The 25,007-nt window shown below is 40.7% G+C and carries 27 protein-coding genes; all 27 read left to right on the forward strand.

Annotation, left to right across the window (positions count from 1 at the left end; translation table 11 throughout):
* Positions 1-52 precede the first annotated feature (52 nt).
* The 27 genes from A5882_RS11245 (at position 53) to A5882_RS11370 (ending at position 25,007) form a co-directional block, all read left to right on the forward strand.
* Complete coding sequence (locus tag A5882_RS11245; RefSeq protein WP_086372764.1) at positions 53-1,210, forward strand: AbiH family protein; 1,158 nt, start codon at positions 53-55, stop codon at positions 1,208-1,210.
* Between the two features lie 45 nt (positions 1,211-1,255).
* Entirely contained in the window at positions 1,256-2,074 is an 819-nt protein-coding gene (gene terS, locus A5882_RS11250) for a phage terminase small subunit (protein WP_086372765.1), read from the forward strand.
* Between the two features lie 5 nt (positions 2,075-2,079).
* A complete protein-coding gene (locus A5882_RS11255) occupies positions 2,080-3,354 on the forward strand; it encodes a PBSX family phage terminase large subunit (RefSeq protein ID WP_086372766.1) in 1,275 nt (424 codons plus the stop codon).
* 10 nt (positions 3,355-3,364) lie between these two features.
* Positions 3,365-4,756, forward strand: a complete 1,392-nt coding sequence (locus A5882_RS11260; RefSeq protein ID WP_086372767.1) for a phage portal protein — start codon at positions 3,365-3,367, stop codon at positions 4,754-4,756.
* Positions 4,757-4,759: 3 nt separating this feature from the next.
* The gene (locus A5882_RS11265; RefSeq protein ID WP_086372768.1) at positions 4,760-5,755 is read left to right on the forward strand and encodes a minor capsid protein; all 996 of its coding nucleotides are present in this window, start codon (positions 4,760-4,762) and stop codon (positions 5,753-5,755) included.
* Between the two features lie 87 nt (positions 5,756-5,842).
* Complete coding sequence (locus A5882_RS11270; RefSeq protein WP_086372769.1) at positions 5,843-6,772, forward strand: DUF4062 domain-containing protein; 930 nt, start codon at positions 5,843-5,845, stop codon at positions 6,770-6,772.
* A gap of 112 nt (positions 6,773-6,884) precedes the next feature.
* The gene (locus tag A5882_RS11275) at positions 6,885-7,472 is read left to right on the forward strand and encodes a phage scaffolding protein (protein ID WP_086372770.1); all 588 of its coding nucleotides are present in this window, start codon (positions 6,885-6,887) and stop codon (positions 7,470-7,472) included.
* A complete protein-coding gene (locus A5882_RS11280) occupies positions 7,472-8,470 on the forward strand; it encodes a head protein (RefSeq protein ID WP_086372771.1) in 999 nt (332 codons plus the stop codon). The genes A5882_RS11275 and A5882_RS11280 overlap by 1 nt, the downstream gene beginning before the upstream one ends.
* Before the next feature lie 10 nt (positions 8,471-8,480).
* Positions 8,481-8,855 carry a hypothetical protein gene (locus A5882_RS11285; RefSeq protein ID WP_086372772.1) on the forward strand — a complete coding sequence of 125 codons (375 nt, stop codon included), beginning with the start codon at positions 8,481-8,483 and terminating at the stop codon, positions 8,853-8,855.
* Positions 8,856-8,859: 4 nt separating this feature from the next.
* Positions 8,860-9,222 (forward strand): hypothetical protein, encoded by a 363-nt coding sequence (locus A5882_RS11290; RefSeq protein WP_086372773.1) that lies wholly within the window; start codon positions 8,860-8,862, stop codon positions 9,220-9,222.
* A complete protein-coding gene (locus tag A5882_RS11295) occupies positions 9,219-9,686 on the forward strand; it encodes an HK97 gp10 family phage protein (protein ID WP_086372774.1) in 468 nt (155 codons plus the stop codon). Before A5882_RS11290 ends, A5882_RS11295 begins: the two co-directional genes overlap by 4 nt.
* On the forward strand, positions 9,683-10,108 hold the full coding sequence (locus A5882_RS11300) for a DUF6838 family protein (RefSeq protein WP_086372775.1): 426 nt from the start codon (positions 9,683-9,685) through the stop codon (positions 10,106-10,108). The genes A5882_RS11295 and A5882_RS11300 overlap by 4 nt, the downstream gene beginning before the upstream one ends.
* Entirely contained in the window at positions 10,101-10,307 is a 207-nt protein-coding gene (locus tag A5882_RS19820; protein WP_086372776.1) for a hypothetical protein, read from the forward strand. Before A5882_RS11300 ends, A5882_RS19820 begins: the two co-directional genes overlap by 8 nt.
* Positions 10,308-11,612, forward strand: coding sequence for a phage tail sheath family protein (locus A5882_RS11310; protein ID WP_086372777.1), 1,305 nt, complete (start codon positions 10,308-10,310; stop codon positions 11,610-11,612).
* An 18-nt stretch (positions 11,613-11,630) separates the two neighbouring features.
* Positions 11,631-12,098 (forward strand): phage tail tube protein, encoded by a 468-nt coding sequence (locus A5882_RS11315; protein ID WP_086372778.1) that lies wholly within the window; start codon positions 11,631-11,633, stop codon positions 12,096-12,098.
* Positions 12,099-12,116: 18 nt separating this feature from the next.
* Positions 12,117-12,512, forward strand: coding sequence for a phage portal protein (locus tag A5882_RS11320; RefSeq protein WP_086372779.1), 396 nt, complete (start codon positions 12,117-12,119; stop codon positions 12,510-12,512).
* On the forward strand, positions 12,512-12,688 hold the full coding sequence (locus tag A5882_RS19825; RefSeq protein WP_164890394.1) for a hypothetical protein: 177 nt from the start codon (positions 12,512-12,514) through the stop codon (positions 12,686-12,688). Before A5882_RS11320 ends, A5882_RS19825 begins: the two co-directional genes overlap by 1 nt.
* Before the next feature lie 4 nt (positions 12,689-12,692).
* Positions 12,693-17,549 carry a tape measure protein gene (locus A5882_RS11325; protein ID WP_086372780.1) on the forward strand — a complete coding sequence of 1,619 codons (4,857 nt, stop codon included), beginning with the start codon at positions 12,693-12,695 and terminating at the stop codon, positions 17,547-17,549.
* A 9-nt stretch (positions 17,550-17,558) separates the two neighbouring features.
* Positions 17,559-18,236: a hypothetical protein gene (locus A5882_RS11330; RefSeq protein WP_086372781.1), complete on the forward strand. Its 678-nt coding sequence runs from the start codon at positions 17,559-17,561 to the stop codon at positions 18,234-18,236.
* Complete coding sequence (locus A5882_RS11335) at positions 18,233-19,210, forward strand: hypothetical protein (protein ID WP_086372782.1); 978 nt, start codon at positions 18,233-18,235, stop codon at positions 19,208-19,210. The genes A5882_RS11330 and A5882_RS11335 overlap by 4 nt, the downstream gene beginning before the upstream one ends.
* Positions 19,210-19,524 carry a DUF2577 domain-containing protein gene (locus A5882_RS11340; protein WP_086372783.1) on the forward strand — a complete coding sequence of 105 codons (315 nt, stop codon included), beginning with the start codon at positions 19,210-19,212 and terminating at the stop codon, positions 19,522-19,524. Before A5882_RS11335 ends, A5882_RS11340 begins: the two co-directional genes overlap by 1 nt.
* Positions 19,525-19,528: 4 nt before the next feature.
* Positions 19,529-19,900: a DUF2634 domain-containing protein gene (locus tag A5882_RS11345; RefSeq protein WP_086372784.1), complete on the forward strand. Its 372-nt coding sequence runs from the start codon at positions 19,529-19,531 to the stop codon at positions 19,898-19,900.
* Positions 19,897-21,030 carry a baseplate J/gp47 family protein gene (locus A5882_RS11350; protein WP_086372785.1) on the forward strand — a complete coding sequence of 378 codons (1,134 nt, stop codon included), beginning with the start codon at positions 19,897-19,899 and terminating at the stop codon, positions 21,028-21,030. The genes A5882_RS11345 and A5882_RS11350 overlap by 4 nt, the downstream gene beginning before the upstream one ends.
* The gene (locus tag A5882_RS11355) at positions 21,027-21,608 is read left to right on the forward strand and encodes a putative phage tail protein (RefSeq protein ID WP_086372786.1); all 582 of its coding nucleotides are present in this window, start codon (positions 21,027-21,029) and stop codon (positions 21,606-21,608) included. Before A5882_RS11350 ends, A5882_RS11355 begins: the two co-directional genes overlap by 4 nt.
* Positions 21,605-21,871 (forward strand): hypothetical protein, encoded by a 267-nt coding sequence (locus tag A5882_RS11360; protein WP_086372787.1) that lies wholly within the window; start codon positions 21,605-21,607, stop codon positions 21,869-21,871. Before A5882_RS11355 ends, A5882_RS11360 begins: the two co-directional genes overlap by 4 nt.
* Positions 21,872-24,802 carry a pyocin knob domain-containing protein gene (locus tag A5882_RS11365; RefSeq protein WP_086372788.1) on the forward strand — a complete coding sequence of 977 codons (2,931 nt, stop codon included), beginning with the start codon at positions 21,872-21,874 and terminating at the stop codon, positions 24,800-24,802. It abuts the gene before it with no gap.
* Entirely contained in the window at positions 24,792-25,007 is a 216-nt protein-coding gene (locus tag A5882_RS11370) for a hypothetical protein (protein ID WP_176462022.1), read from the forward strand. Before A5882_RS11365 ends, A5882_RS11370 begins: the two co-directional genes overlap by 11 nt.

Below are 25,007 nucleotides of genomic sequence, written 5' to 3' on the forward strand. Positions count from 1 at the left end.
CCACATATATCAAACTATCTTGTATAATAGTAATAGATATGGAGGGTAAATTATGAGTTCAAATTTGATAGTATTAGGAAATGGGTTTGACTTAAAATGTGGGGTTAAGTCTACATTTAAAGATTTCTTTGATAATAGAATCTCTGAAGATGTGGAGCAGCAGATAAAGTCATTTTTTAAAAATATTGATATAAGAGATACCTATCGTTCACTTTCTTTTGATGAAGCCCAAGAATATGACGGAGTTCTCGTTCCTGAAGGTAGTTACAATTTAATAAAAGACGCGAAACTTACTTTCTGGGATTTACTGTTCGTAACGAAAAAAAATAAAAAAACATTGGTAAATTGGCATAATGTAGAACAAAATATGCTAGATATTTTAAAAGACCTTGATTTAACTAAAAATTATTCACATTTAGGTCAACGTATGATCAGTGGAGTTCCAGGTATCAGAAGTAAGTTGAAAAGTAGCATAAAAGAATCGTTAATTCAATGTAGCATATTAGCTTATTATGTGATTCCGAAAGAACGTTACAGGAGTAAAAAAAATCTTGATGACTTTTTATTAAGTGAATTAATTGAATTTGAATCTTCATTCTCTAAATATCTAGAAGATAAAATTTTGGAAACCTACGAATATTCTTATGTATCAGAACTTTTAATACGCAAAATAATCGGCGAGGACAATTCAATTGATGATGTTGAAGCTTTATCATTCAATTACACTGAGCCAAGTTGTTTAAGAAGTAAGATCACTAATGTTCACGGTAAACTAAGAAATAATAACATTATCTTTGGAATTGATCAAGATGAAATCAGTCCTAACTCTCTAATATATAAGTATACGAAAACCTTTAGAAAAATGGTTCAAATCAACAAAAATAACGGAGACTCAGTATATATTAACAACAAAAATGACTTGAAAAACATTTTCTTTTATGGACATTCACTAAGTGTATTGGATTACTCATATTTTCAGTCTATTTTTGACTATTATAATTTATATGACAGTAATGTTTCGTTGACATTTTGTTGCTCCCCATATGGTGATAAGACTTCTCAAGAAATCTTAACTGAGCATGCAGGACTTGTTGCGAATTTACTGGGGAAATATGGGAAAACAATGAACAATGAAAACCATGGTAGAAATTTAATGCATAAGTTAATGCTTGAAGGTAGATTAACAATAAAAGAAATAAACAATTTATAAAACAAAACTCAACTGAATTAGCGATCGTGAGGTGGTGCATATTGAATGGCTAGGCAACGAGACCCTAGAAGAGATCAAGCAAAACAAATTTGGCTGAAATCTAATGGCGAAAAGCTTTTGAAAGAAATTGCAAAAGAGCTAGGTGTTTCTGATTCGCAAATCCGGAAGTGGAAATCGCAGGATAAATGGGCCGAAGAATTGAAAGGTAATGTTACCAATCGCAAAAGTAACGTTACCAAACGTGGCGGTGCGCCACCTGGCAACAAAAACGCTGAAGGCAACAAGGGGAATAGTCGAGCATCACCGCCGCCAGGTAACAAAAATGCGTTGAAAACAGGCGAGCACGAGACTATCTTTGCTGAATATCTAACTGAAGAAGAAAAGGATCTTTATTCTAATTTGAATGATGATCCTTTTTTTGTGATCTCAGAAGAGATACGGCTGTTGAAAGTTCGACAAGTTCGTATGATGAAACGCATCGCAAATGCTGAAGCCGGGCTAACTGAAAAAGAGACAGAGCAGCTCTTTGAGCTGCGTGGGCGCAAGACACTGATCGAATCAAAAAAATTCGGAAGGAAAGTCCAGGTCGACGTTCCGGAGCTTGTGCTAACGGAAGAGAAAACAAAAAGCTTTCGAAAACTCGATGACATTTTAGCGATCGAGGATGCACTGACTCGTGTCAGCGCTCAGCTGCAGCGAGCAGTAAAGCAGCTTGCTGAATTGACGATGAATGACAAACGTGGTCAATTGATCGATGCTCAGATTGATCACACGAAAGCACAGACGACTAAAGCCCTGATCAATAAGGACGGCGATGAGAATGATGGCGGAACTGTTATCAATATCATCGACGATATTGGGTGATCGGCATGGCTAAAGTTGTAACACAAAAAAATGTAAAACTCACTGATGTCTTGGCTCCTTCATTTTATTCATTTCACAAAGCAGTAAAAGAGGGATTGCACTCTTCTTATTGGTTAAAAGGTGGTCGTGGATCTACAAAATCATCCGCTATTTCAGTTGAAATTATTCTCGGCATTGAAAAGGATACAAATGCAAATGCTGTTGTTTTACGGAAAGTAGCTGAAACACTTCGAGAGTCAGTTTATGAACAAATGCTTTGGGCGATTGACATTCTTGGATTAACTGACGAATATCATGCATCAGTCAAGCCACTACGAATAACTAAAATTAAGACAGGGCAACGGATTATATTCAAAGGTGCAGAAAAGCCTAAAAAGGTAAAGGCATCAAAATTCCGTAGGGGTTATGCAAAATTTATATGGTATGAGGAAGTCGATGAGTTCAACTCGATGGCTGAAATTAGAACGATCAACCAATCCTTGGGTCGTGGTGGTGCAGGCATCACCATCTTCTATTCGTTCAATCCGCCGGAAAGTAACACTAACTGGACAAACCTAGAAATTCAACAGCAACAAGTTCGTGATGAGGTTTTTGTCCATCACAGCGATTACAGGACTGTTCCGAAAGAATGGTTAGGGGAATTGTTCATCCAAGAGGCAGAACACCTCAAAAAGACGAATGAGGACAAATACAGGCATGAGTATATAGGCGAGGTAACTGGTACTGGCGCAGAAGTATTCAAAAATATCACCGTCCGTAAAATCACTGATGATGAGATTGCAAGCTTTGATAAAGTATCGCACGGTATCGACCACGGTTACGCCGGGGATCCCATGCATTATACGAAAAACCACTTCGATAAGACGCGGCGTAAGCTTTATATTTTCGGAGAGGTTCACAAAGCGGGACTATCTAACCTCAAGGCGGTTTCAGCAATTAGGAAGCTAAATTCTGATAATGAAATCGTTATAGCTGATAGTGCCGAACCTAGAACAAATAACGAGTTTAAAGATTTAGGGTTGAAGATAAAGGGAGCAAAAAAAGGCCCTGGTTCTATCGAACATGGGATCAAGTGGCTGCAAGATCTGGAAGAAATCATTATAGACCCGTATCGCTGTCCTAATACTAAGAGAGAGTTTTCGACATATGAGCTAGAGAGAGATTCTAACGGCAACCTTAAAGGATCATATCCTGACAAGAACAATCACTCGATTGATGCTGTTCGCTACTCTCGAGAGGAAGAAATGAAGAAACCGGCGAAAGTGAAAATCATGAAATAGGAGGTGCCACTTGGATTTAGAAACAGTTAAAAGAATAATTAGCGAAAACTATAAAGGCTTTCCTGCCAGGATCCAAAAAATTCGTAAATCTGAACTTTACTATCAAAACAAAAATGATATTTTGCGCAAACGAAATCCGCTGGCAGAAAAACTGAAGGATGATGATCCCGACAATCCACTGAGAAGCGCTGACAATCGGATAAGCCACTCTTTCCATCAGCTTCTTGTCAATCAAAAAGCTGCTTATGCAATGACAGTACCGCCTTTGTTTGACGTTGATGACAAACACTTGAACGAGGAAATCGTAAAGTTGTTAGGGGATGTATATCCCAAGGTTGCAAAAGATCTTTGTATAAACGCAAGCAATGCTGGTGTTGCATGGCTGCATGTATGGCGAGATGAAAAACAACAGAATTTCTTTAGATACGCCGTCATAGATTCGAAGCAAATCATTCCGATTTATTCAAAGCGTTTAGCAAATCAACTTGAAGGGGTATTGAGAATTTACAAAGATTATGACGAACAAGGTGATGTAAATCTTGTATATGAATTTTGGAATAACGAAGAGTGTAGTGCATACTCAAGACCAAAAGGCAAACCATTGGAAGATTTGGAAGAACATAACGTGTTTGATATGGTCGACGTTGGCACCAACGAAAAAAAATCAAAATCTAACACCTATAAACACGGTTGGTCAAAAATGCCGTTTATCCCATTGCGAAATAACCCTCTGCAACAGCCTGACTTGGAAATGTACAAAGCATTGATTGACGTCTATGACAAGGTTTTTTCTGGCTTTGTAAATGATGTCGATGATATACAAGAGATCATATACGTTTTGACAAACTACGGTGGGGAAAGCAAAAAAGAATTCCTCGATGATTTGAAAAAATACAAGATGATCAAGGTTGAAGATGACGGCCAGGGCGCTAAAGGCGGCGTTCAAACATTAGCAGTTGATATTCCTATTGAAGCGAGATCCAAAATCTTAGAAACAACTCGGGAAAGTATTTTTGTCCATGGGCAAGGTGTAGACCCCCAAAAAAACATCGGGCAAAATAACTCGGGGGCAGCACTTAAGTACATGTACTCATTACTTGAACTTAAAGCGTCGATGCTTGAAACCGAGTTCCGATTAGGATTTGCGGAGTTAGTTCGCTTTATTTTAGAGTACTCGAATGCAAATGCCGATGTGACTATTAAACAAACGTGGACGCGATCAGCGATTAATAACGACCTCGAACAAGCTGATATCGTTAGCAAGTTAGCGCCGGTGACTAGTGAAGAAAACTTAGCTAAAGCGAATCCAATCGTAGAAAATTGGGAAACCGAGATCGCAAACCTGCAGTCAGAAAGAGTACGTACATTTCGCGGTGAAGACGATTATCGAGAAGAGGAGTAATCTATGAGATATTGGCAGAGACGTTACCTGCAGATTTCTATTGATCGCGATCGTCGTGATCAAGAATACATCCGGCAGATGCAAAAAGAATATCGACGTCTTTCAAAATCAATGTACAAGGAAATCCGGCGGTGGACGGAACGCTACGCCGATAATGATCAGATATCGATCAAAGAAGCGCAGGCCCTTTTATCAAAAAAGGAGCAAAAGACCTGGTCGATGACGCTCGAACAATATCGCCAGAAGGCAAAATCTGGCGGTTACGAGCAAGAGTTAAATCGTGAGTATTTCAAGTCAAGGATTAGTCGTCTTGAGCAATTGCAGCGGCAGCTATACTTCGAACTTGCTGAGATGGCCAATAGCCAAGAAGCATCTTTGAATGGATACTTAAAAGAATCATTAAATGAAAGCTATCTCCGTCAAATCTATGAGATGACTGATCAAGGTGCTTTTTCTTTGGATTTTAGTCGGTATAGTAGTTATGCATTACAGGTCGCAATATCAAAGCCGTGGAAAGGCGGTAACTTTTCGAGCAGAATATGGAAAAGTCATCTGAAAACTATTCCGGATCGATTGGCAAAAACGATGTCACTATCATTACTTCACGGATGGGGAATTGATCGGACAGTAAAAGAAATGATGTTCGGTATTGACTCTGTGTTGCGTAATCGGATGACGACATTAGTTCAAACAGAATCGGCCCATTTAGCTGAGGTGGCAAACGAGAAAGCCATGGCGGAAACAGGTGTGGAGGAATGGGAGTGGCTTGCTACTCTTGAAGCTCATACCTGTGATCGATGCGGAGATCTCGATGGTCAACAATACGAACGAGGTGATCCCGACGCTCCAGATTGTCCAGATCATCCAAACTGCAGATGCACACGAGTTCCAGTTATTTCCGGCTGGTCAGATGTTTCCAGATGGCAACGAAATCCTGAGACTGGCGAAGGTAGGACTGAAAAATACTTGCTCTTTAGAAATTGGAGAAAGAAATATTGAATATATTATTTTATGTATTGATTGTATATAATAGTTGAGCGATATTTCTTGACTGTGGTATCCTATTTTGTATAGGAGGATATAACAATGAATCGTAGACCACACATTTTTATTAGCTCAACGTTTAAACTTAATAAAGAAGTAAGACTAAAACTCAATGATTTTTATAAACAAATAGGTGCCGAACCAATGCTATACGAACTCAACCTTACACCATCGGACATTCCTCATACTTATCGGAAGGATTTAAAAGAAGCGGATTTTATAATTCTGATAGACAAAGAAAATTATGGTACACCGACTGATACGGGTAAATCAGGAATCCATGAAGAATACGAAATAGCTAAAAAAAGCAATATTCCGATGCATGTTTATATGTCAAAAAAAGAGATGAATAGAAGAAAAAGAAATAATCTTTCGAAAGATATAATGGATGATAACGTTTCTTATTACGTGTTTGAAGATGATGAGACTTTGCTAAAACGAATTATGGAGACTACATTTGAAATAGCTAAGGTAATATATTTTCGAGAATTTAATAAAAACCACAGCATACCTGACGATGAAATTAAATCCATGGCTTTAAAAAGTGATTTCAAAAAAGCTCAGGATATTATCAAGATTATTGATTGTATGAGTGGCTATGGTAAAGATTCTTTTCATGTATTTTACAGTACGACTTTATTTATCGAAGTAGTGGAAAAAGTGTATTTTCAATTGAAAACAAAAAAGGAATATTTTATTGACCCGTTTCTTCAAGACACAAGTTCAAGATTTGTTAATCTAGGGTATCAAATTATTGATAATCTGGCACATGATTCTATCATGGATAGAGAATTAAAGGAAATAGAGATTCCTGTTATTGGCAGACAAAAAATTTTTAGTGCAGAATGGGTAAATTTTCCGATGAATTCTATAGAAGACTATAATTCCTGGTTCAATGATTTTTTTGAAATCTATCAAAGTTTTAAAAAACTAGTCATAGAAAAGAGAAATAAAATTGATTTTGAGACTTAAAAGCCCTAATAAGAGGGCTTTTTATTTTGCATCAAAATCGACCGGGATGTCGTTAAACTATCAAAATCCATTCGTGGTCGTAGCCACGTTAAAAAACGAAAGGACGAGTAATATGAAAAGAGAAGACTTGAAAAAAATTGGACTGTCGGATGAGCAAGTAGATGCGGTAATGGCAGCACATGGCCAAACTGTCCAATCGCTTAACACACAAATTGCAACATTGCAGCAGTCGGAAACAGAGCTAAAGAATCAGGTGTCAAAAAATGCTGAGGACTTGAAGAAACTGCAGAAAGACAACAGCGATAACGAAGAATTGAAAAAACAGCTAAAAGAGTTGCAAAAGGAAAATGCAGCGCAGGAAGCAAAATATCAAGAATCGCTATCGAAAGTGCAACGTGATTCGGCCCTTTCGACATTACTCGCTGAATCTAAAGTGAAGAACCCTAAAGCAGTCGCAGCATTGTTGGATGATGAAAAAATCATCTTTAAAGACGGTGAACTGTCTGGGGCAAAAGAGCAGATCGAGGCATTGCAAAAATCGGATGCTTATCTTTTCGACTTAGGCACAAAGCAAGGTGGATATAATCCAGCAGCAGGACAAGCGACCGAAAAAACCTACAACTCTTTTGAGGAAGCGATGGAAGCAGATGATCTCGAAACTTACTTTAACGAACAAGAAGAATTAGGAGGAAATGAATAATGGCAAGTTTAATCACACAAATCAAAGACTTAATCACACCAGAGCAATATGATCAATACCAAGCGTTTTATGCAGAAAAGCACTCTGCGTTTATTAATAGCGGTGTTATGGTTGCGGATCCACGCGTTAACAAAAATATCGAATCAGGCGGTCTATTACTTAACATGCCGGAATTCGGGCGTATCGAAGGTACCGACCAAATCTTGAAGGAAGATCGATCACTGAAAACCGGTAAGATCTCAGCAAAAAAACAAGTAGCTTACGTAATGTATCGTGGGTCTGGTTTTGCAGCATCCGAGTTATCTGCAATCGTCACTGGATCTAAACCACGCCAAGAAATTTTACGTCAGTTGGGCGATTTCACATTAGAAAATGATCAAGCAATTCTGTTATCAATTATGGCCGGGCTATTCGCTGATTCAGCAGGCGAGGATCCAGCAGGTGCCTTACACGAGAGCCATTTGTCTGATGAATCTAAAGCAAGTGCTGGTATTGAAGCAAATATGATCTTGGATGCTAAACAATTGTTGGGAACAAGTGCAGGAAAACTGACAACATTGGCTATGCATTCTAAAACCAAGACGGCCCTGCAAAAACAAAACACTGCGACTAAAAACTATATCCCAGCATCAGAGTCAAAAGTAAACTTCGACACCTATCTTGGATACCGTGTCATCGAGGATGATACTTTGCCGGTTGGCGGAACACAAGCAAATCCGGTATTTACAACGTACCTGATGGCTGGCGCATCCATTGGTCGAAACACAGCAACTCCGGAAGATATGACGACTTTTGAGGTTGATCGTGACAAGGCTGCCGGAAACGACAAGCTATACACACGCCGAGCGATTGTTATGCATCCATACGGCTTGTCCTTTGAACCAGAGGAGCTCTCTGACTTTACACCGACAAACGGTGATTTGGCAAACCCGGTAAACTGGAAAAAAGTGCGGGAAGACAAGCAGATCGGGTTAGTTGCGTTGAAACACAAATTATAGGAGAAGTCGTATGAAAGAACTGCAAAAGCGAATCTTAGATAGATTAAAAAAGCTCAAAGGCATCGATGATGAGAAATCAGACGATGTCTTTTTGTTTGCAGTCGAAACAGCCATTCAGGAGATCTTGACCTATTGTCATTTTGAAGTAGATGATTGGCCCGACGGATTGGACAACACTGCTGTTTTGATGGCAGTGGATCTGATCAACGAAACAAGCTTCTCTATCAACGCTGCAGAAGCTGAGGGAGAAGTGAAATCGTTAAGCGAAGGTGACTTTTCAATAGCAAAAGAAACAAGGGCTGATGCGTATCAAAAGATGATGCAGGCACCTTCTTTTGCGAGAAATTATTCAAAGGTTTTAAACAGATTCAGACGATTGAGGTGATCAGATGAACATCTTTGAGTTTGCAAAAAGAGAATTCGAAAAGCAATACGATTGCACAATGACCGTTTCTGTAAACAAACCTGAAAAGGTCGGATCAGTAACAAAGCCAAAGTGGACAGCTGTGATCAGCAATAAACCTTGCCGAATCTCTCAAAAACAAGTATCACCAGTCAGTGATGCCAATGTAGCAGAAGTAACTTACAACACAATGCTCTATTGTGATCCTGTTCTCGTCATTCCGGCTGGGTCGCGTATCTCGATTACAGATCCTCATGGTAAAGCGAGGGACTATAAGAGATCATCCGAAGGTTTCTCGAGTTATCACACACATCAGGAGATAATTATCGTTCGCGAGGTACAAGCATGAGTGATTTTGAGTTTGATCAATTTTTAAAATTTGCGAATCAGTTTCATAAGAATCTGCAGGAAGAGACATTCATCATTGATGTAATGAACCGACTCGGAAATCTGATGATTCGTGAGGTTAAGATGAGAACGCCTGTTGGTCAATACGATAATTCGGTCTTCTTCGCTCGAGACGGGAAGCTGTTTGTGTTTGAAGCATCTAGTGGTCGGAATCGTGTCGGTGGTGAGTTACGCAGGAACTGGGTACTCGAAGGCGCTCAAGCGACTGGCGATGGGTTTATCGTCACTATCTCAAATAACACCGAATACGCTCCATTCGTCGAGAACGGCCATCGGACGGTTAACGGTGGCTGGGTGGAAGGACAGTTCTTTCTAAAAATCACTATGGAAGAGATCATTGGCCAGCTGCCGAAAATCGTCGGGCCGGCTTATGAAGAATATTTGAGAGGATTTGGTTTCTCATGATTGATGTAACGTTAGCAATTGCAAATGAGCTTTCTAGGATCATTCCTGATGTGGTCATTTATCGGGAAAATCAGGAGCAAGGATTCCAAGAGCCGTCTTTTTATATCTACGAAATCATGGCCGACAGTAAGGGAGAATTGATGTCATATGAGAATCGAAAACATCTATATTGTGTGATGTGGTTTCCTGATTCAACAACAGATGATCCTGGTGTGAAAGAGCAGTGTGAAAAAATGCGTAGCAAGCTCTTAGACGAGTTTAATCGACTGGATGACTTATCTGTTGGCTTGTTAAACAGAGAAGCTAGAATCGAATCTCAGGCGCTCCATTTTACTTTTGCTTTGCGGTATCGTGTTGCTCCAGTTGATAACATACCGAAATTAGAATCGTTCGAACAAAGAGGAGGATTAAAAGGTGACTAAAAAAGAAAAAAAAGAAGTTGAAGTTGAAACAAAAACAACACCACCAGAAAAGAAATACGAAAAAAATGAGTTGTTGAAGTCGAAAGAGTTCAGCAAGATTGAAACTGATTTCTTAGCAGCATATTTGCCGGAAGCGGCATACAGCGTTGCTGAAGCAAAGCAACTACTGATCAAATTACGAAAGGAAAAGGTGAAATAAATGGCAGGAGGAACATGGACAACACAAAACAAAGTTAGACCAGGCGCATATATAAACGTGAGATCAAGCGGAGGGCTTGGACCAGCTGATTCGGTATCCGGTGTAACGGCATTGCCAATTGCTCTAGACTTTGGACCAGAAAACGAGGTCGTAACGGTTACCTCATCATCTGATCTGACCGTTTTTGGTTATGATTTGACAGATCCGCAACTCTTATTATTGCGCGAAGCGTTAAAACAAGCTGCAACCGTGCTTGTTTATCGTGTCGGATCAGGAGGAAAAGCAGCTGCAACAGAAGGCGATCTATCCATTACGGCGCTTTATGGTGGTACACGAGGAAATGCGATCAGTGTTGTTTCAAAAGAAAATGTGAATGTGAAGGATGCCTATGATGTAGAAACGTATTTGGCAGGACGTTTAGTAGATCGGCAAACAGCGAAAACAATCGAGGAGCTATCCGCAAATCGTGTAGTGAATTTTGCCGGATCTGGAGAGTTAAGTGCTTTTTCGATCGTTTTAGAGAGCGGATCAAACACTCCGGCGACCGTGAACGACTACATGACGTTCTTCAGTAAAATTCAAGTATTTGAATTCAACACGTTAGCATTGCCAGTGCAAGACGAAGTAATCAAGACTGCAGGTGTATCCTTTATCAACCGGATGCGCAACGAAGAAGGAAAGAAATGTCAATTAGTCGTAGCAGGTCATGCAGCTAATAATGAAGCAGTGATCAACGTGAAGAATGGTGTAATTCTACTTGATGGTACACGTATCACAGCGGAACAGGCGACAGCTTGGGTAGCAGGTGCATCTGCTTCAGCTGGTGTTGCAACTTCATTGACTTATAAAAAGTACGATGGCGCGATCGATGTAACACAACGCTTCTTAAATACGGAAATCATTGAAGCACTGCAAAATGGTGAGTTCGTCTTTACTGAGCAACGAGGAGAAGTTGTTATTGAGCAAGATATCAATAGTCTAACGTCCTTTACTGCAGATAAAAGCAAAGACTTTTCGAAGAACCGTGTATTACGTTGTTTGGATGACATTGCTAATAACTCGAAGAAAGCCTTTGAAGATAACTTTATTGGACAAATCAATAATGATCAAGATGGGCGAGAATTATATAAAGCCGATAGAATCAACTATTTCAATGTTTTGCAAGGTGCTGGAGCGATCACTAATTTCTCTGCGGATGACATTGAAATCAGCGCAGGGAATGAAAAGGATTCAATCGTTCTTAATGTGCAGGTGCAACCAGTAGATGCGATGGAAAAACTTTACATGACCGTTGAGGTCTTATAAGAAAGGGGTAAATAGTCAATGAGTGGATTTTTGAAATCAGGTGATGTTATTTCGGGTCGTGAGGGAACTGCCTTCATGACCATTGATGGACGGAACGTACCGATGTTTTGGTTGAAGAACATTGAAGCAACTGTGGAGTTGATCAAAACAGAGGTGCCAGTCTTAGGCAAGCGGATGAATCAGCAGAAAGTTACAGGAGCAAATGGTTCTGGATCCATGCTGATTCATAAGGTTACAAGTGAATTCGCTGCAATTGGTATTAATTATTTGAAATCCGGTACGATTCCAGAAATCACAATTAAAGTCACTAATGATGATCCTAACAGCTCTATTGGACGTCAATCAACGTTAATTAGCGGTGTGATTTTTGATTCTGTACCAATTGCAAAACTAGATATCGAATCGGAAACATTGGACGAGGACGTGTCTTTCACCTTCTCAGATGCCGATTTATTAGATCAATTCAGTCAGCCAACACTTGGATAATTTGGGAGGAAAAAATAGATGAATATTAAAAGCTTTATGATGGAAGTTGTCGGAGATACAAAAGAAGTGAAACTAGATCGTTTTGAAGAGCCATTTGTCATTGAGGCAATCTCAGAAACTGAAAATGATCGGTTAAAAAAGGTGCATACTACCAAGCGCCGTAGCAAGGCAGGGAATACAGTCAAGGATCTTGATACGGATAAATACGGCGATGCATTATTGGCTCGCTGTGTGAAAACGCCAGATCTGCAAGATGCTGAATTGCAAGGCTATTACAAAACAGAAGGTTCTGCAACGGATACTCTAAAGGCAATGCTTTTAGCCGGAGAATACGCAAACTTGACCAAAGAAGTGTTGGAATTAAATGGTTTCAACGAATCTGAGGATGAGTTGAAAGAAGAAGTAAAGGACTAATGGCTTCCGGTGAATCCGGTGAGATGTGGTATGCCTATCATGCATATCACACCGCTGGATTGACACCGGAAGTTTTTGCGTCTTTGCCAAAACGCGAAAGAGCCATGATCATGGCTTTTACTGACATTCGAATTGAAGCCGAAGAAAAGGCAATGAAAAAATCAAAAGGAAGGTGACCAAATGACAACTCTTGAAGCTAGTTTAAAGCTTCGAGATCAGTTTACTGCAGTTCTGAAAACAATTGATAGTAGTCTTAACCAGACAACTCAGACTATGAGTGCGTTCAAAAAGAAAGCTGCGGGACCAGCACAAGCCTTGCAACAAATGGCCACAGTTGCTGCCAGCGCAATAAGTAAATTGAATTCAACGATGAGAACAGGTTTAGATGCTGTTTGGAAGATCGTACAATCTACTACTGAACGAATATTAACATTGTTTGGGAACTTCGGAAACCAAATCTCGTCGAAGCTAAACCTTGGGGGAGTAACTTCTAAAATCTCCTCAGCGTTTAGCGGAATTACAAGTAAAGTATCGTCCGCCTTTTCTGGTTTGGGTAAAATAGCAGGTTCTGCCTTTACGCCGCTTTTATCAGCTGCAAAAAGTTTTGGAACAGGAATGTCATCCGTCTTTGACAGTGTGGTCAATCATGCTAAAAATTTTGGGAATAACTTAGGTAATGCATTTAAAGGTGCTAAAAATTCTTTTAAACAATTTGGCAATGATTTGAAATCTGGCTTTTCTGGCATCAAAGATTCTACGAATCAAGCAACAACTGGTGTCAAAGGGTTTGTTACTGCACTAGGCTTGATGAAAGTCGCCGGAGCTGCAATCGATGTTGTTAAGGGGTCAATTGATGGAGCAATTGATCGTTTCGATACGCTTAATCAATTCCCTAAAATGATGCAGGCGGTCGGGTTTTCAATGGACGAGGTTAACGATAGCCGTCAACGTTTGGTTGATGGTATCGATGGATTACCGACAGCTCTAAACGAAGTTGTACCGACAACACAGCGGATCGCTATGATGACCGGAGACTTAGACAATGCGACTAAGACCACGATTTCATTAAACAATGCATTCTTAGCATCTGGTGCAGATTCGGCAAAAGCCGCACAAGGCCTTGAGCAATATGTACAGATGTTGGGTCGTGGAGAGGTCAACTTGACCTCTTGGCGTTCATTGATGGACACTATGCCGGTTGCACTTAATGATGTTGCCAAGGCATTTGGCTACACAGGAAAGTCAGCCCAGTATGATTTGTACGATGCTCTTAATAAAGGTCATGTTACGTTTGATCAATTTAATGCTAAATTGATCGAGATGTTCGATACCGGTACCGAGGGTGCCAAACGTGCCTTGATCGGATCAGAGGGGATCAAGACAAGTTTTAAAAATATCCGGACAGCCGTGACGAACGGTGTTGAGGGATCCATTCGCAAACTCGATGAAATGTCCGAAGCTTTTAGCGGCAAAACTATTGCGCAGCATCTAGATAGTGGAAAAGATTTAGTTCGTGGTTTTTTCAAATCCATCAATGGTTATACCGATGAGAGTGGTCAATATATCGATGGTTTCATGGACAAGATACCAGGCATGATCGATAAGGTGCGTCCTTATCTGGATGTTTTAAAAGATGCTTTTGAGGATATTAAAGAGCCAATCGGCAATGCGATATCTGCAGTTAAAGAAAGTTTGGCGGAACTAACGGGCGCCTTTGGTAGCGAAGCCAGTGTCGCTGGCTTTAAAGGTTTCGTGGACGGAGTAACAGGAGCGATCGCAAAACTGGCCGGATTTATTGAACGACATTCGGATGTCATTGCAAAGTTTATCTCAATGCTGCCGAAACTAGCAGCTGCATTCGTTGGTTTCAAAATAGGAAAAGGTATTTTAACGCCGTTATTAACCTTCGGCAAGGGATTGACTACTGTTGTTGGAGCTACAGGAAAACTGGCAAAAGGTTTAGGTGGCAGCTTACTGACTTTGTTTGGATTCGGTAAAAAAGCTCCGGGCGGCCCGGGAAGTGGTCCTGGCGGTGTCGATATGGGTGCCAAATCTATAACGAATCCTTTAGATACATTTTTGAATACTATGAATGGCTTTGCAAAAGGGGTCACCAACTTAGCCCTTGTGTTTGGGGTCATTCTCCTGATCAAGCAAGCCGCACAAGCTTTGAAAGAAGTTAGCGAAAAGATACCAGATGACTTAGGATCCTTGGCAGGCAAACTGGGCGTTATGGCGCTTGCGCTTGCTGGTATGGGTGCTTTTGTCGCTGTCGCGAGCAAACTTGGCGGTAAAAATTTAGGTCAAGCAATTGCTGGGTTAGGTATAGTTGCAGGATTGTCAGTTAATCTGATGATCGCAGCAGAAGCAATGAAGCAAATTGATCAAAAGGTTCCCGATAGCTTTGGTGACTTTACTACTAAATTAGGCAACATGGCGATTGCGCTACTCGGTATGGGAGTAATTGTGACTGTCGCCGGTATCTTAGCAAATCTAAATCCTATTGCGGCTATTGCAGGATTGATCGCTGTTGGAACATTCAGTTTAGAATTAATGTTGGCAGCAGAGGCAATGAAACAGATCGACGAAAAAGTGCCGGATGATTTTGGGAATTTTGCTGCTAAGCTCGGCGGAATGGCTCTTGCGTTAGTTGGTATGGGTGTCATTGTTGGAGTTGCTGGTGTATTGGCAAGTTTAAATCCAGCTGCGGCCATTGCGGGATTAGTTGCAATTGCAGCAATCAGTTTAGAACTGATGTTGGCGGCTGAAGCAATGAAGCAGGTGGATGAGAAAGTACCAAACGATATCGCTGATTTTAGTAAGAAAATTGCTAACATGGCGATTGCGATCGGAGCCTTTACAGGATTGACGATTGCTATTGGCGCTATAATGGCCACTGGATTCGGTGGTGCTGCAATGATTGCTGGGTTAATAGCAGTTGTGGCGGTAGCTGCAGAATTGATAATTATGGCAGAAGCAATCCAACAAGTTGATGCAAAAGTTCCGTCCGATTTTGGATCTGTTAAATCTAAAATTAACAATCTAGTCGGTGTGATTCAATTCTTTACTAAATCAGATTTAGGAACACTCGGAGATGCACTTAAGAATTTCATCAGTGGTATCAATACAGCAATCGTTGCTGATACAGTGAACACGCTAGTGTCAGTCGCTGAAAACCTAGCCAAAATCGAACAGATTGAAGTATCTGAAAATATCGCAGAAAAAATTCAAGATCTCTTAGATGTTGTCAGCATATTGGAGGGCCGGAAGACTTTTTGGCAATCGGTAGGCGATAGCTTTAAGAGTGGTTTTGATAGCTCGACGGTCTCGAATGTTAGTAAAATGGTCGACACAATGATCATGTTAGGAGAACAATTCCAACGAATGTCACTAATCATGTTTACCAAAACTGCAGTCGAAAGAGCGATAGAAGATATACAAGACTGTATCAACTTGCTAACTGGTGGAAATATATTTGTTAAAATCAATGAGCTTTGGGGAAGCGGCTTAGATAAAGGTACTGTCCGAAATGTCAGTGAGATTGTGGACACGCTCATAGAATTAGGTGAGCAATTTAAACGCTTATCATTAGTGATGTTTGCTCAGAGCGCAGTGGAAAAAGCAATCAAAGAACTACAAAAATGTATTGATTTATTAACTGGCGGAGATTTCCTGGCAAAGTTGAACAAACTGTGGGGAAGTGGCTTAGATAAAGGTACTGTCCGAAATGTCAGTGAAATTGTGGACACACTGATTGAGTTGGGTCATAAATTTCAATCTCTTCAAAACGTTCATTTTTCTTCATGGGCGGTACAACGGGCAGTTGAAGAACTTGAAAAGTGCATGAACCTTTTGACCGAGGGTGACCTTTTAAAGAAAAGGAAAGTTCACAACAAGTCATTAGATAACGTTAATCAGGCGATAGATACGTTGATTGAGATCGGCGAGGCTTTCAAGAAGTTAGAACTAGTCATCTTTTCTTCGAAAGCAGTCAAACTATCTATCGATGCATTAAAAGAAATGATTGAGCATCTTGGAGAAGCGGAGTTGGGGCAACTTGCCAAATCAGTGATCAAGAGTTCCGAGGTTGCTAAACTTCAAGAGTCTATCGATAGTTTAGTTCAAGTTGCGGAAGCTATCAGAGATTTTCCTGAGATCGATATTGCAGCAGTAGATGCAGCTATTGAAAGTATTGCCGATGTGATCACGAAGATGAATGAATTTCCGGAAGTAACTGGAGTAGATGGGTTATCTGAGATGGTTACTACTTTCCAAACATTAGCTGAGGAATTGCAGAGCTTTATTGATATCACCGAGGTAAGCATTTCCGGCCTAGAAAGCGCAGCGTCTTCTTTTGAGTCAAGTATGCAGACGATGCAGTCAACCACAGAAGAGGCGATGTCGGCAATTCAAGACGCTGCCAAAAGCGGCATGGATGAATTAGTAGCGTCCGTTGAAACAGGGATGGCGCAAGCTGCAACGGCAGCCCAAAATAGCAAAGGGAAAATCGTACAAGCCTTCAGTGGATTGCACGGTGAATTGCGAGCGGCTGGACAACACGCTATGTCAGGACTAACTGCTGGAATCCAAGCAGGAGCTGGATCGGCGATTGCTGCAGCTCAGTCAGTTGCTAGCAAGGTTGCTTCGACTGTTCGTAAGGCACTTGATATCAATTCGCCGTCACGTGTCATGATGGCCATTGGTGGTTTTGTTTCCGAAGGTTTGGCAAACGGAATATTAGCAGCGCAAAATATGGTACAAAAAGCAAGTGATGCTTTAGCTATGGCAACGATCCCTAATAATTTAGCAACAGTTTCTGCTAGTGGAGTCATCACAAGCAATGTCCATGTTGACGACGAAGATATTTCTAGAATCAAAGCATCAGCCAGCCAAACAATCGTTGTTCAGCATAAACAAGTCGTGCCGCAAGTAACAGTCAACGTCGAAAACAACGGAGGAGATCCGCCTGACATTGATGAAATCGTCGAACGAGTAGAAGAAGTAATCATAGATGCATTAGATGCAGATTTGAGTTAGGAGGCATGTATGGCAATCAAATTTTATTTAGAAATAAATGGAAGGCGGTATATGCTTCCAATCAACCCAGGATCTATATCGGTAGATGTTCCTGGTCGCAACAAATCAAGTGAGGTAGTTAAGTTAGGTGAAATAAACCAGCTCGCATCAAAAGGATTGAGAGCAGTCGGATTCGGCTGCTTTTTTCCTGCCACTGCGAAGCATTCGATGATCTTAAATGGTAGTACATTTTTACCTCCTCAAGATTATGCTGCCTTAATTGAAAAAGCAATGGATGATCAAAAGCCAGTTCGCTTGATTGTAACGGATACGAAAATAAATATGTTGGCATCAATCGAATCATTTAACTGGTCGATTGTTGATTCGACGGGAGATGTGGAGTATTCGATCACCTTAAAAGAGTATCGAGAATATGCTGCGAAGTTTGTCAAAACAGTTGCCAAGCAAGTTAGCCAACAACCGGCACGTCCGGTAGTTAGTCAAGAAATCACGATTGGTTGCACGGTTATCGCTAATGGTCGGTTACACCGCGATAGTTATGGATCCGGTCCTGGACAGACTGAAGTAAATGCTACTCGTAAAGTAAACTTTATTCAAAGGGGGCGAAGCCATCCATACCACTTAACTACAACAGGTGGTGGTTGGCGCGGTTGGGTTACTGCAGGAAGTGTGAGGCGAATCAAATGAAACTGCAGATTTTAGAAACTAGTATAAATAATCGTCAAATGTACGATATTTCTGAGATCGTCAGCAATCCTCGGTGGACGACTGGTATTTATTCCCAGCCAGGAAAATTTGAGTTTTCGATGATTGAAGATCGCACGGTTTTTCTCCGGAGTGGAGATATCATCGAAGCAAAAGCCGACGGAAAAACTTTTTTTAAGGGCAAGGTGTTTATACGACGAAAAAGAAAAACGAATTTGTGGCATATTGTTGCTTATGACAATCTGCGTTATCTAAAAAATGAAGATACGATCGTGTTTGGGGCATCAAGTGCATCGTCTCGATTTAAGACGATCTGTGAAACGCAGGGGTTATCCTATCGAATTCTCGATAATGTCGCATATAACTGTCCTGCAGTCGTCATGGACAATCGAACCTATTTTTCAATGTTAGAAGAATCGCTCGAAGATACTCGAGTAAATTTTGGCGGTATGCGTTATGGAATTAGAGACAATGCTGGTCGTTTGGAATTTTCTACTTACAATCGTTTAATCACTAAGCTTGTTATAGGAGATGAGTCACTTCTTTCCGATTATGATTACGAGGCATCGATTGATGAATCGGCCAATGCGGTAAAAGTTATCCGTGAAGATTCTGAAAAAAATACTCGCGAAGTCTTTACAGCTACTCATGCTGGTAATATCGAAAAGTGGGGTCGTCTGCAAATCGTTGAAACGGTCAGTGATGCAGAATTAAACGCTTCTCAGTTGCAGCAACAGGCTAATGCATTGCTGCGAGAAAATAATAAAGAATTTCGAACACTGACATTAGAGGCAGTAGGATCAATGGAAATCAGCGCTGGCAATAGCTTTACATTACGCTTAGCTGATCTGCAACGTGACAGCGTGGGAAATGACAGTTTAGCATTAGTTACAAGGTGTACACACTATCTTGGGAAAATCCACACGATGGATCTAGAAGTGGAGGTGGTGGCATAATGGCCGGTGAACACTTAGCACGAATTATCAAAGATAGTAAGCCAAAAGAAAATCATTTATCGGATATGGTTTACGGTGTCGTCACTAGTACAAGTCCTTTAACGATTAGGGTCGACAATCGTTTCAGTATCACTAGACGACATTTAATTTTGTCGCAGATGGTACGTCCGCTTTCAGTGACGATATCAGTCACGATCGATGGCAAGACAGGGACTGGATCAGCTCCGGTATTCCGCTCGTTACAAAGTGGTGACCGTGTGCGAATGTTGCGAATAAGCAAGGGCCAAAAGTATTACGTTTTGGATAGGAGCTGATCAGATGGATGAGGGAATTTTAGAACAAATACCATCGCGAACATATCGGTTGGTGAATGGTCGTATAGCAGGATGGATTGATGATCTTGAAGCAATGCGGCAAGCAGTCGAAAAAGTATTGCAGACAGAACGTTTTACTTGGCCTATATACACAGATAACTATGGCATTGAACTGCGGACATTGATTGGTGAGGATATGGATTTAGTAATGGCTGAGATCGAGCGGCTGGTTACTGAAGCGTTGTCTGTCGATGAACGAATTATAGAAGTATCTGATTTAAATGTAATCAAAGAGAGTAGGAATAGTATCCTAGTCTCTTTTTTTGTTGCTACGATTTTTGGCCAGATTAGGATTGAGCAGGAGGTGACAGTTTGAATCCAGAAGAAATCGGAAGATACCTAGAAGAATATGATTATGAGTATTTTATAAATAAAGCTTTGTCCAAGGTGCCTGAAGGGATCGATACACGAGAAGGATCAATTATTTATGACGCTCTGGCTCCAACGTGCTATCAACTTGCTGATTTTATTATGCAACTGAAAAATGTGTTGCTTGAGACCTTTGTAGCGACAGCAAACGGAGAATATCTTGATTATCGAGCTGAAGAAACTGGGTTACATCGGATTCAAGCGACTAGGGCGATCGTTCGTGCTCGCTTGTCAAGAGAAGATGGCAGCCCCTTTTCAGTAGCAGTAGGAAGTCGTTTTTCATCAACTGGTGATGATCCGGTTTATTATTCGGTCATTGCAGCTGAGGCTGAAGAGGGTGTTTTTCGCCTGCAGGCAGAAATTGCAGGTGATGCAGGCAATAAGTATATCGGTTTGTTATTGCCACTCGATAATTTCAACGGGTTAGCAGAAGCAACCTTGACAGAAATCTTGATTCCAGCACGAGATACTGAAACGGATGAAGAGCTGCGAAAACGAATCATTGATTCAAAAGAGATCGTAACATTTGGCGGAAATATCGCTGATTACTATTATCTTACATCGGCGATCGATGGTGTAGGGGCTGTACAGGTTTATCCAGTTTGGAATGGTGGAGGTACAGTACGGCTGGTTATTTTAGACGATACTTACAAAGCAGCGAGCGATGTTTTAGTTGAAACCGTCCAACAGGTTATTGATCCGACTTTGGATGGCCAAGGAATTGGTTATGCGCCTATTGGACACAAAGTGACAGTTGTTGCTCCTAGTATAAAAACTATTGATGTAGAATTTGAGATCACCTTGAATATTGGTGTTTCCTATGCTCAGCTGGCTGATGTTATTGATCAAGTGATTGAAGACTACTTTGACAAAGTTCGTCGCTCGTGGGACGAACGCGGAGATACCGGCTATGAGTGTTGGGTGTTTCGATCTCAAATTACTGCTGCGATTCTCTCTGTTCCAGGAGTAGCGAATGTGCAGACATTAAAACTTAATGGTGTTGAAGCTGACGTCCGGCTTGAGCTGAGCAATATGCATCAGGAATTACCTCTGCTTGGTGAGGTGAATGTGCTTTGAGCTTAAAAGACTTAGTACCTGATTTATACGATGGTGTCCGTGAATTCGAAGTGCTTTTTGATGTTGAAGACAACTTAATTGAGCATCTTGATCAACAAATGCATCAAGTTAAAGCGAATCAGTGGATACAGACTGCAGATGCACAAACAATTGGCTTCCATGAGCAACTCTTTGGAATTTTGGCTAACCCGGAACTTGAAGACCTAACTTTTCGCCGACAGAGGATCATGAATCGTTTGCAGTCAATGCCGCCATTTACGGTGCCCTATTTACGTGATCATTTAGATAGGATCTTTGGATCCGATAATTACGCTTTAATCGTGAACTATGAAGATTATCAAATCGTACTAGAATCAAGTTCAGATAATGCCAATTGGTTTCAGGAAGCTAATATAATTATCAACAAAATCAAACCGGCGAATATTGTCTATATTCAGAGCCCCACATTTTTTCAAAGAATTAAAATCCAAGAATCAGCTACAATCGCACCATTGTCTTATTTTCGAATCGGCAGAAGTCGTGTCGGTAGAGATCAACTGTTGAAGCGTGCAGAAGAAATTGAGGTGAGTATCACTTGATCACATCGGATTTAAAAACAAACTTGAATAATAGTTTCAAGGAAATGATCAGTCACATTATTTTAAATAGTTCCGTTCGATTGGATGAGTTTCATGCGAGTGTCGAAGATGAAATTCTTTCAATCGAATTTGATATACCACTAAGCATTGATACTCTTAGAAAAATCGAATTTTTTGAAGGTGACAAATTGCTTTCTGAATGCAGTGTTTTTGTACCAGTCAATGGCGATACCCTTTTTAAGTATAGAGTTGAGGTGAAATAATTGGTAAAACAATGGAGAAATGAAGATATTATAGCACCTACAGATGCACAGCGATGGGAGGATGGTGTTGACAAATCATTAAAAGAAAACGTGCAAAATGCAGGTGATTTGAAAAAGCATGCGGAGGATAAAAGTAATCCTCACAACGTGACTGCAGCTCAAACTGGGGCATATAGTAAGTCTGAAGCAGATGATAAATTAACAACCGGTCTTGCAAGAAAAACAAATGTGCGAGGTTATAGCAACGGGACTGTCACTGCTGCAAATGGAATGGACTTAAATGATATGACCGAATCCGGGACATTCATGGGTTCGAATATGTTAAATACTCCTGATGGTACAGGAGCTACGAGTAATTGGTGGTTTGTAACTTGCATGGTACACAACAATCTTTATCAGACGCAAATTGCTTATTTTTTCACCGGTACCATTACTCAACAATGGCAAAGGAACAACAGAAATGGGGTTTGGCAGTCATGGAAGAGAGTAGCAAACATAGATGATAATGTAGCATCAGCTACTAAGTTGCAGACGGCTCGTACAATAAATGGCGTGACGTTCGATGGTACTAAAAATATCGAAATTAAATCAGAACCTCAAGTTGATGAAATACCAGCTAATTCTAATTTGAATAACTTTAAGAGTGCAGGATTCTATGGTTGTCGCTTATCAGCAACTGCAGGGACTATCTCGAATACTCCTAGTAATGTTGCTTTTAGTATGGTTGTTATAAATGCTGGGAATGATTCTATTGTCACACAAATATTATCAGAATTTAATATACCAGCAGGTAGTAAGATTTATATTCGACGCTGTTACAATAACTCGTGGGGAAATTGGTTTCCAATTGCGACAGCTGACGGAACTTTACAATCAGGATTATTTTCACAATCTGCTAGCCGTCTCGCTACAGCGCGTACGATTTCTTTGTCGGGAGGTGTCACTGGATCGACCACGTTTGATGGATCTGGAAATGCTACGATTGCTGCTACGCTTGTAGGAAATGCACCATCAGCTACTCGGCTGGCGACAGCGCGTAAAATTGCCGGTGTTGATTTTGATGGTACAAGAGATATTGCGATACCTGCAGCAAATGTAGGAGCTTATACGAAAGTTGAAATAGATGAAAAGTTTGACGATATCTCAGTTGCAACTCGTAACTATTTTATTGATTCTCACATCGAGAGAACAGCCTCACGTGAGTTTTTGAATCATCCTTCTTGGGATTTAGCGCCGTTGATTGATGAGTACGGCATAGATAGAGAGTACACAGTATCATTCGATTTGAAATCGGCTATTGCAGGAACAATAAGAGTATATTGTCAAAACGGATCAGGAGCTAAATATGATATTGGACAGCTTCCTTTAAATGCGACGACTGAATATCAAAGATTTAGCGTTACTTTTAAACCTAAAAAGTCCGGGAGTTTCGAAACCGAAACACGATCATTATTAGCATTTTTCGGAGTATATGACTCCGGACGAATACCGTCAGTAAGGAATGTCACTTTTGGTTTAGGTAATATCGCTGGTGATTGGCAGCCAGCACTGCAAGAGTACACGTTAAAGAGCGATAGAAACCTGTTGCAAAATTCGGACTTTACTAAACAGGGCGAACTTAATGGCTGGGTTGGTTTATACGGAACACTAGTACAATCCAATAATAAACTGATTTATACGGTTACTACATTAGACAATGCTGCTAGAATCGAAAAAAGATTTGACTGGAGACAGCAGGGTGAATTTGTTTTATCTGTTAGGTGTAAAAGTGACATAGCGGCAGAGTGGACAGGTATCTTAGGATTCGGCTTCACTCGCAAAGTAGAAACAGTGACCGGAGAGTTTACAACGTACTTTATACATCTAAGGAATGTCGAAGGTAGCCATACGTCGCAAGTCGAAAAGACAGTCCGCCTATATTTTAGGAACGCACCAGTAGGAACAGTAATTGAGATTGAGTGGGAAAAATTACAGACTGGGAGATACCCATCAGATTGGAGTTTAGCTCCTGAGGATCTGGCAAATAGGATTGCTTTGGAAGAAACTCAACAAAAAGTCCAAATGCTAGAACAAAATACAATCCGACTCACTAATCAATTCCCTGATCCAGATTTCCAAAAACGAGAACCACGTCCGTTTAACGAAGGAAACTTTGCAATGACTTATGATTCAAATGGTGTCGTTTTGAACAATACAACCGCATCAAAAGGGAGAGTTTATTGGGCAACTCCTCCATTGAGCCTAGCGATAGGAAGAACTTACAATGTAGCGATGTTCGTTAATACAGATGCGGCATCTTGGGGAAAAGAGATTGAGGTCGGGACTGGTTCAGGAGAAAATTTGAAGTTTACATTAACTAACAATTCTCCGGTATGGATCCAGGGAACAATCAAACTAACCACTTTTGCCGCATTCTCAATTTGGCTTGAGCCGGCAACTGTTCTAAGAATCAGAGAGCTGCATATCTACGAAGCCAACACAGATATCACAACAGCCCGAATTGAGCAACTAGAGAAAGAGATTGAAAGACTAAGCAAAGACAACTCATTACCGCCTGTCGTACCAACCTTTGCTTCCGGATTCTCAAATTATAATCCGAATCCTGGAGCATCAAATTACTGCTGTGTGGAACGAAGGGGAGACTGGGTGGAGTTAGGGGGCGCAATAGTTAATGCCAATGCGTTTACTATAAACCACGATGAACAAGTGATGGCGACCATCCCAGTAGGTTACCGACCGAAAAGAAGGATTACTAGAACTATGCCAGGAAGTGGTGTCACAATTTTCAACTTACACATTGATCCTGATGGACGTGTAATGATTAGCCGTTACCGAGGTTCCAATTCAGGGATGGCCACCACCGAAACCCCAGTTGGGGCATGGTTAAATACTAGAGCAACATGGATTGGGGAGGATAGGTATGGATATTGAAAAGTTTTTAGTTGAGCTGAGAATGTCTCATCAATTAGGGTCTTTTACCAGTTATGTAGAACAGCACTGGGGTGAAGCTGTAAATGAACTAGAGATGCATGATGTGCAAATGGATGATATTAATGCTCTTGTTTTAGCAGCTAAAGATGATGACGGAGACTTTTCATACGTCAAAGATAGTGTTATCGAAGAAATAGATGAGTAA

It is taken from the genome of Enterococcus sp. 4E1_DIV0656 (genome assembly GCF_002140695.1).
Taxonomy (GTDB): Bacteria; Bacillota; Bacilli; order Lactobacillales; family Enterococcaceae; genus Enterococcus_D; species Enterococcus_D entomosocium.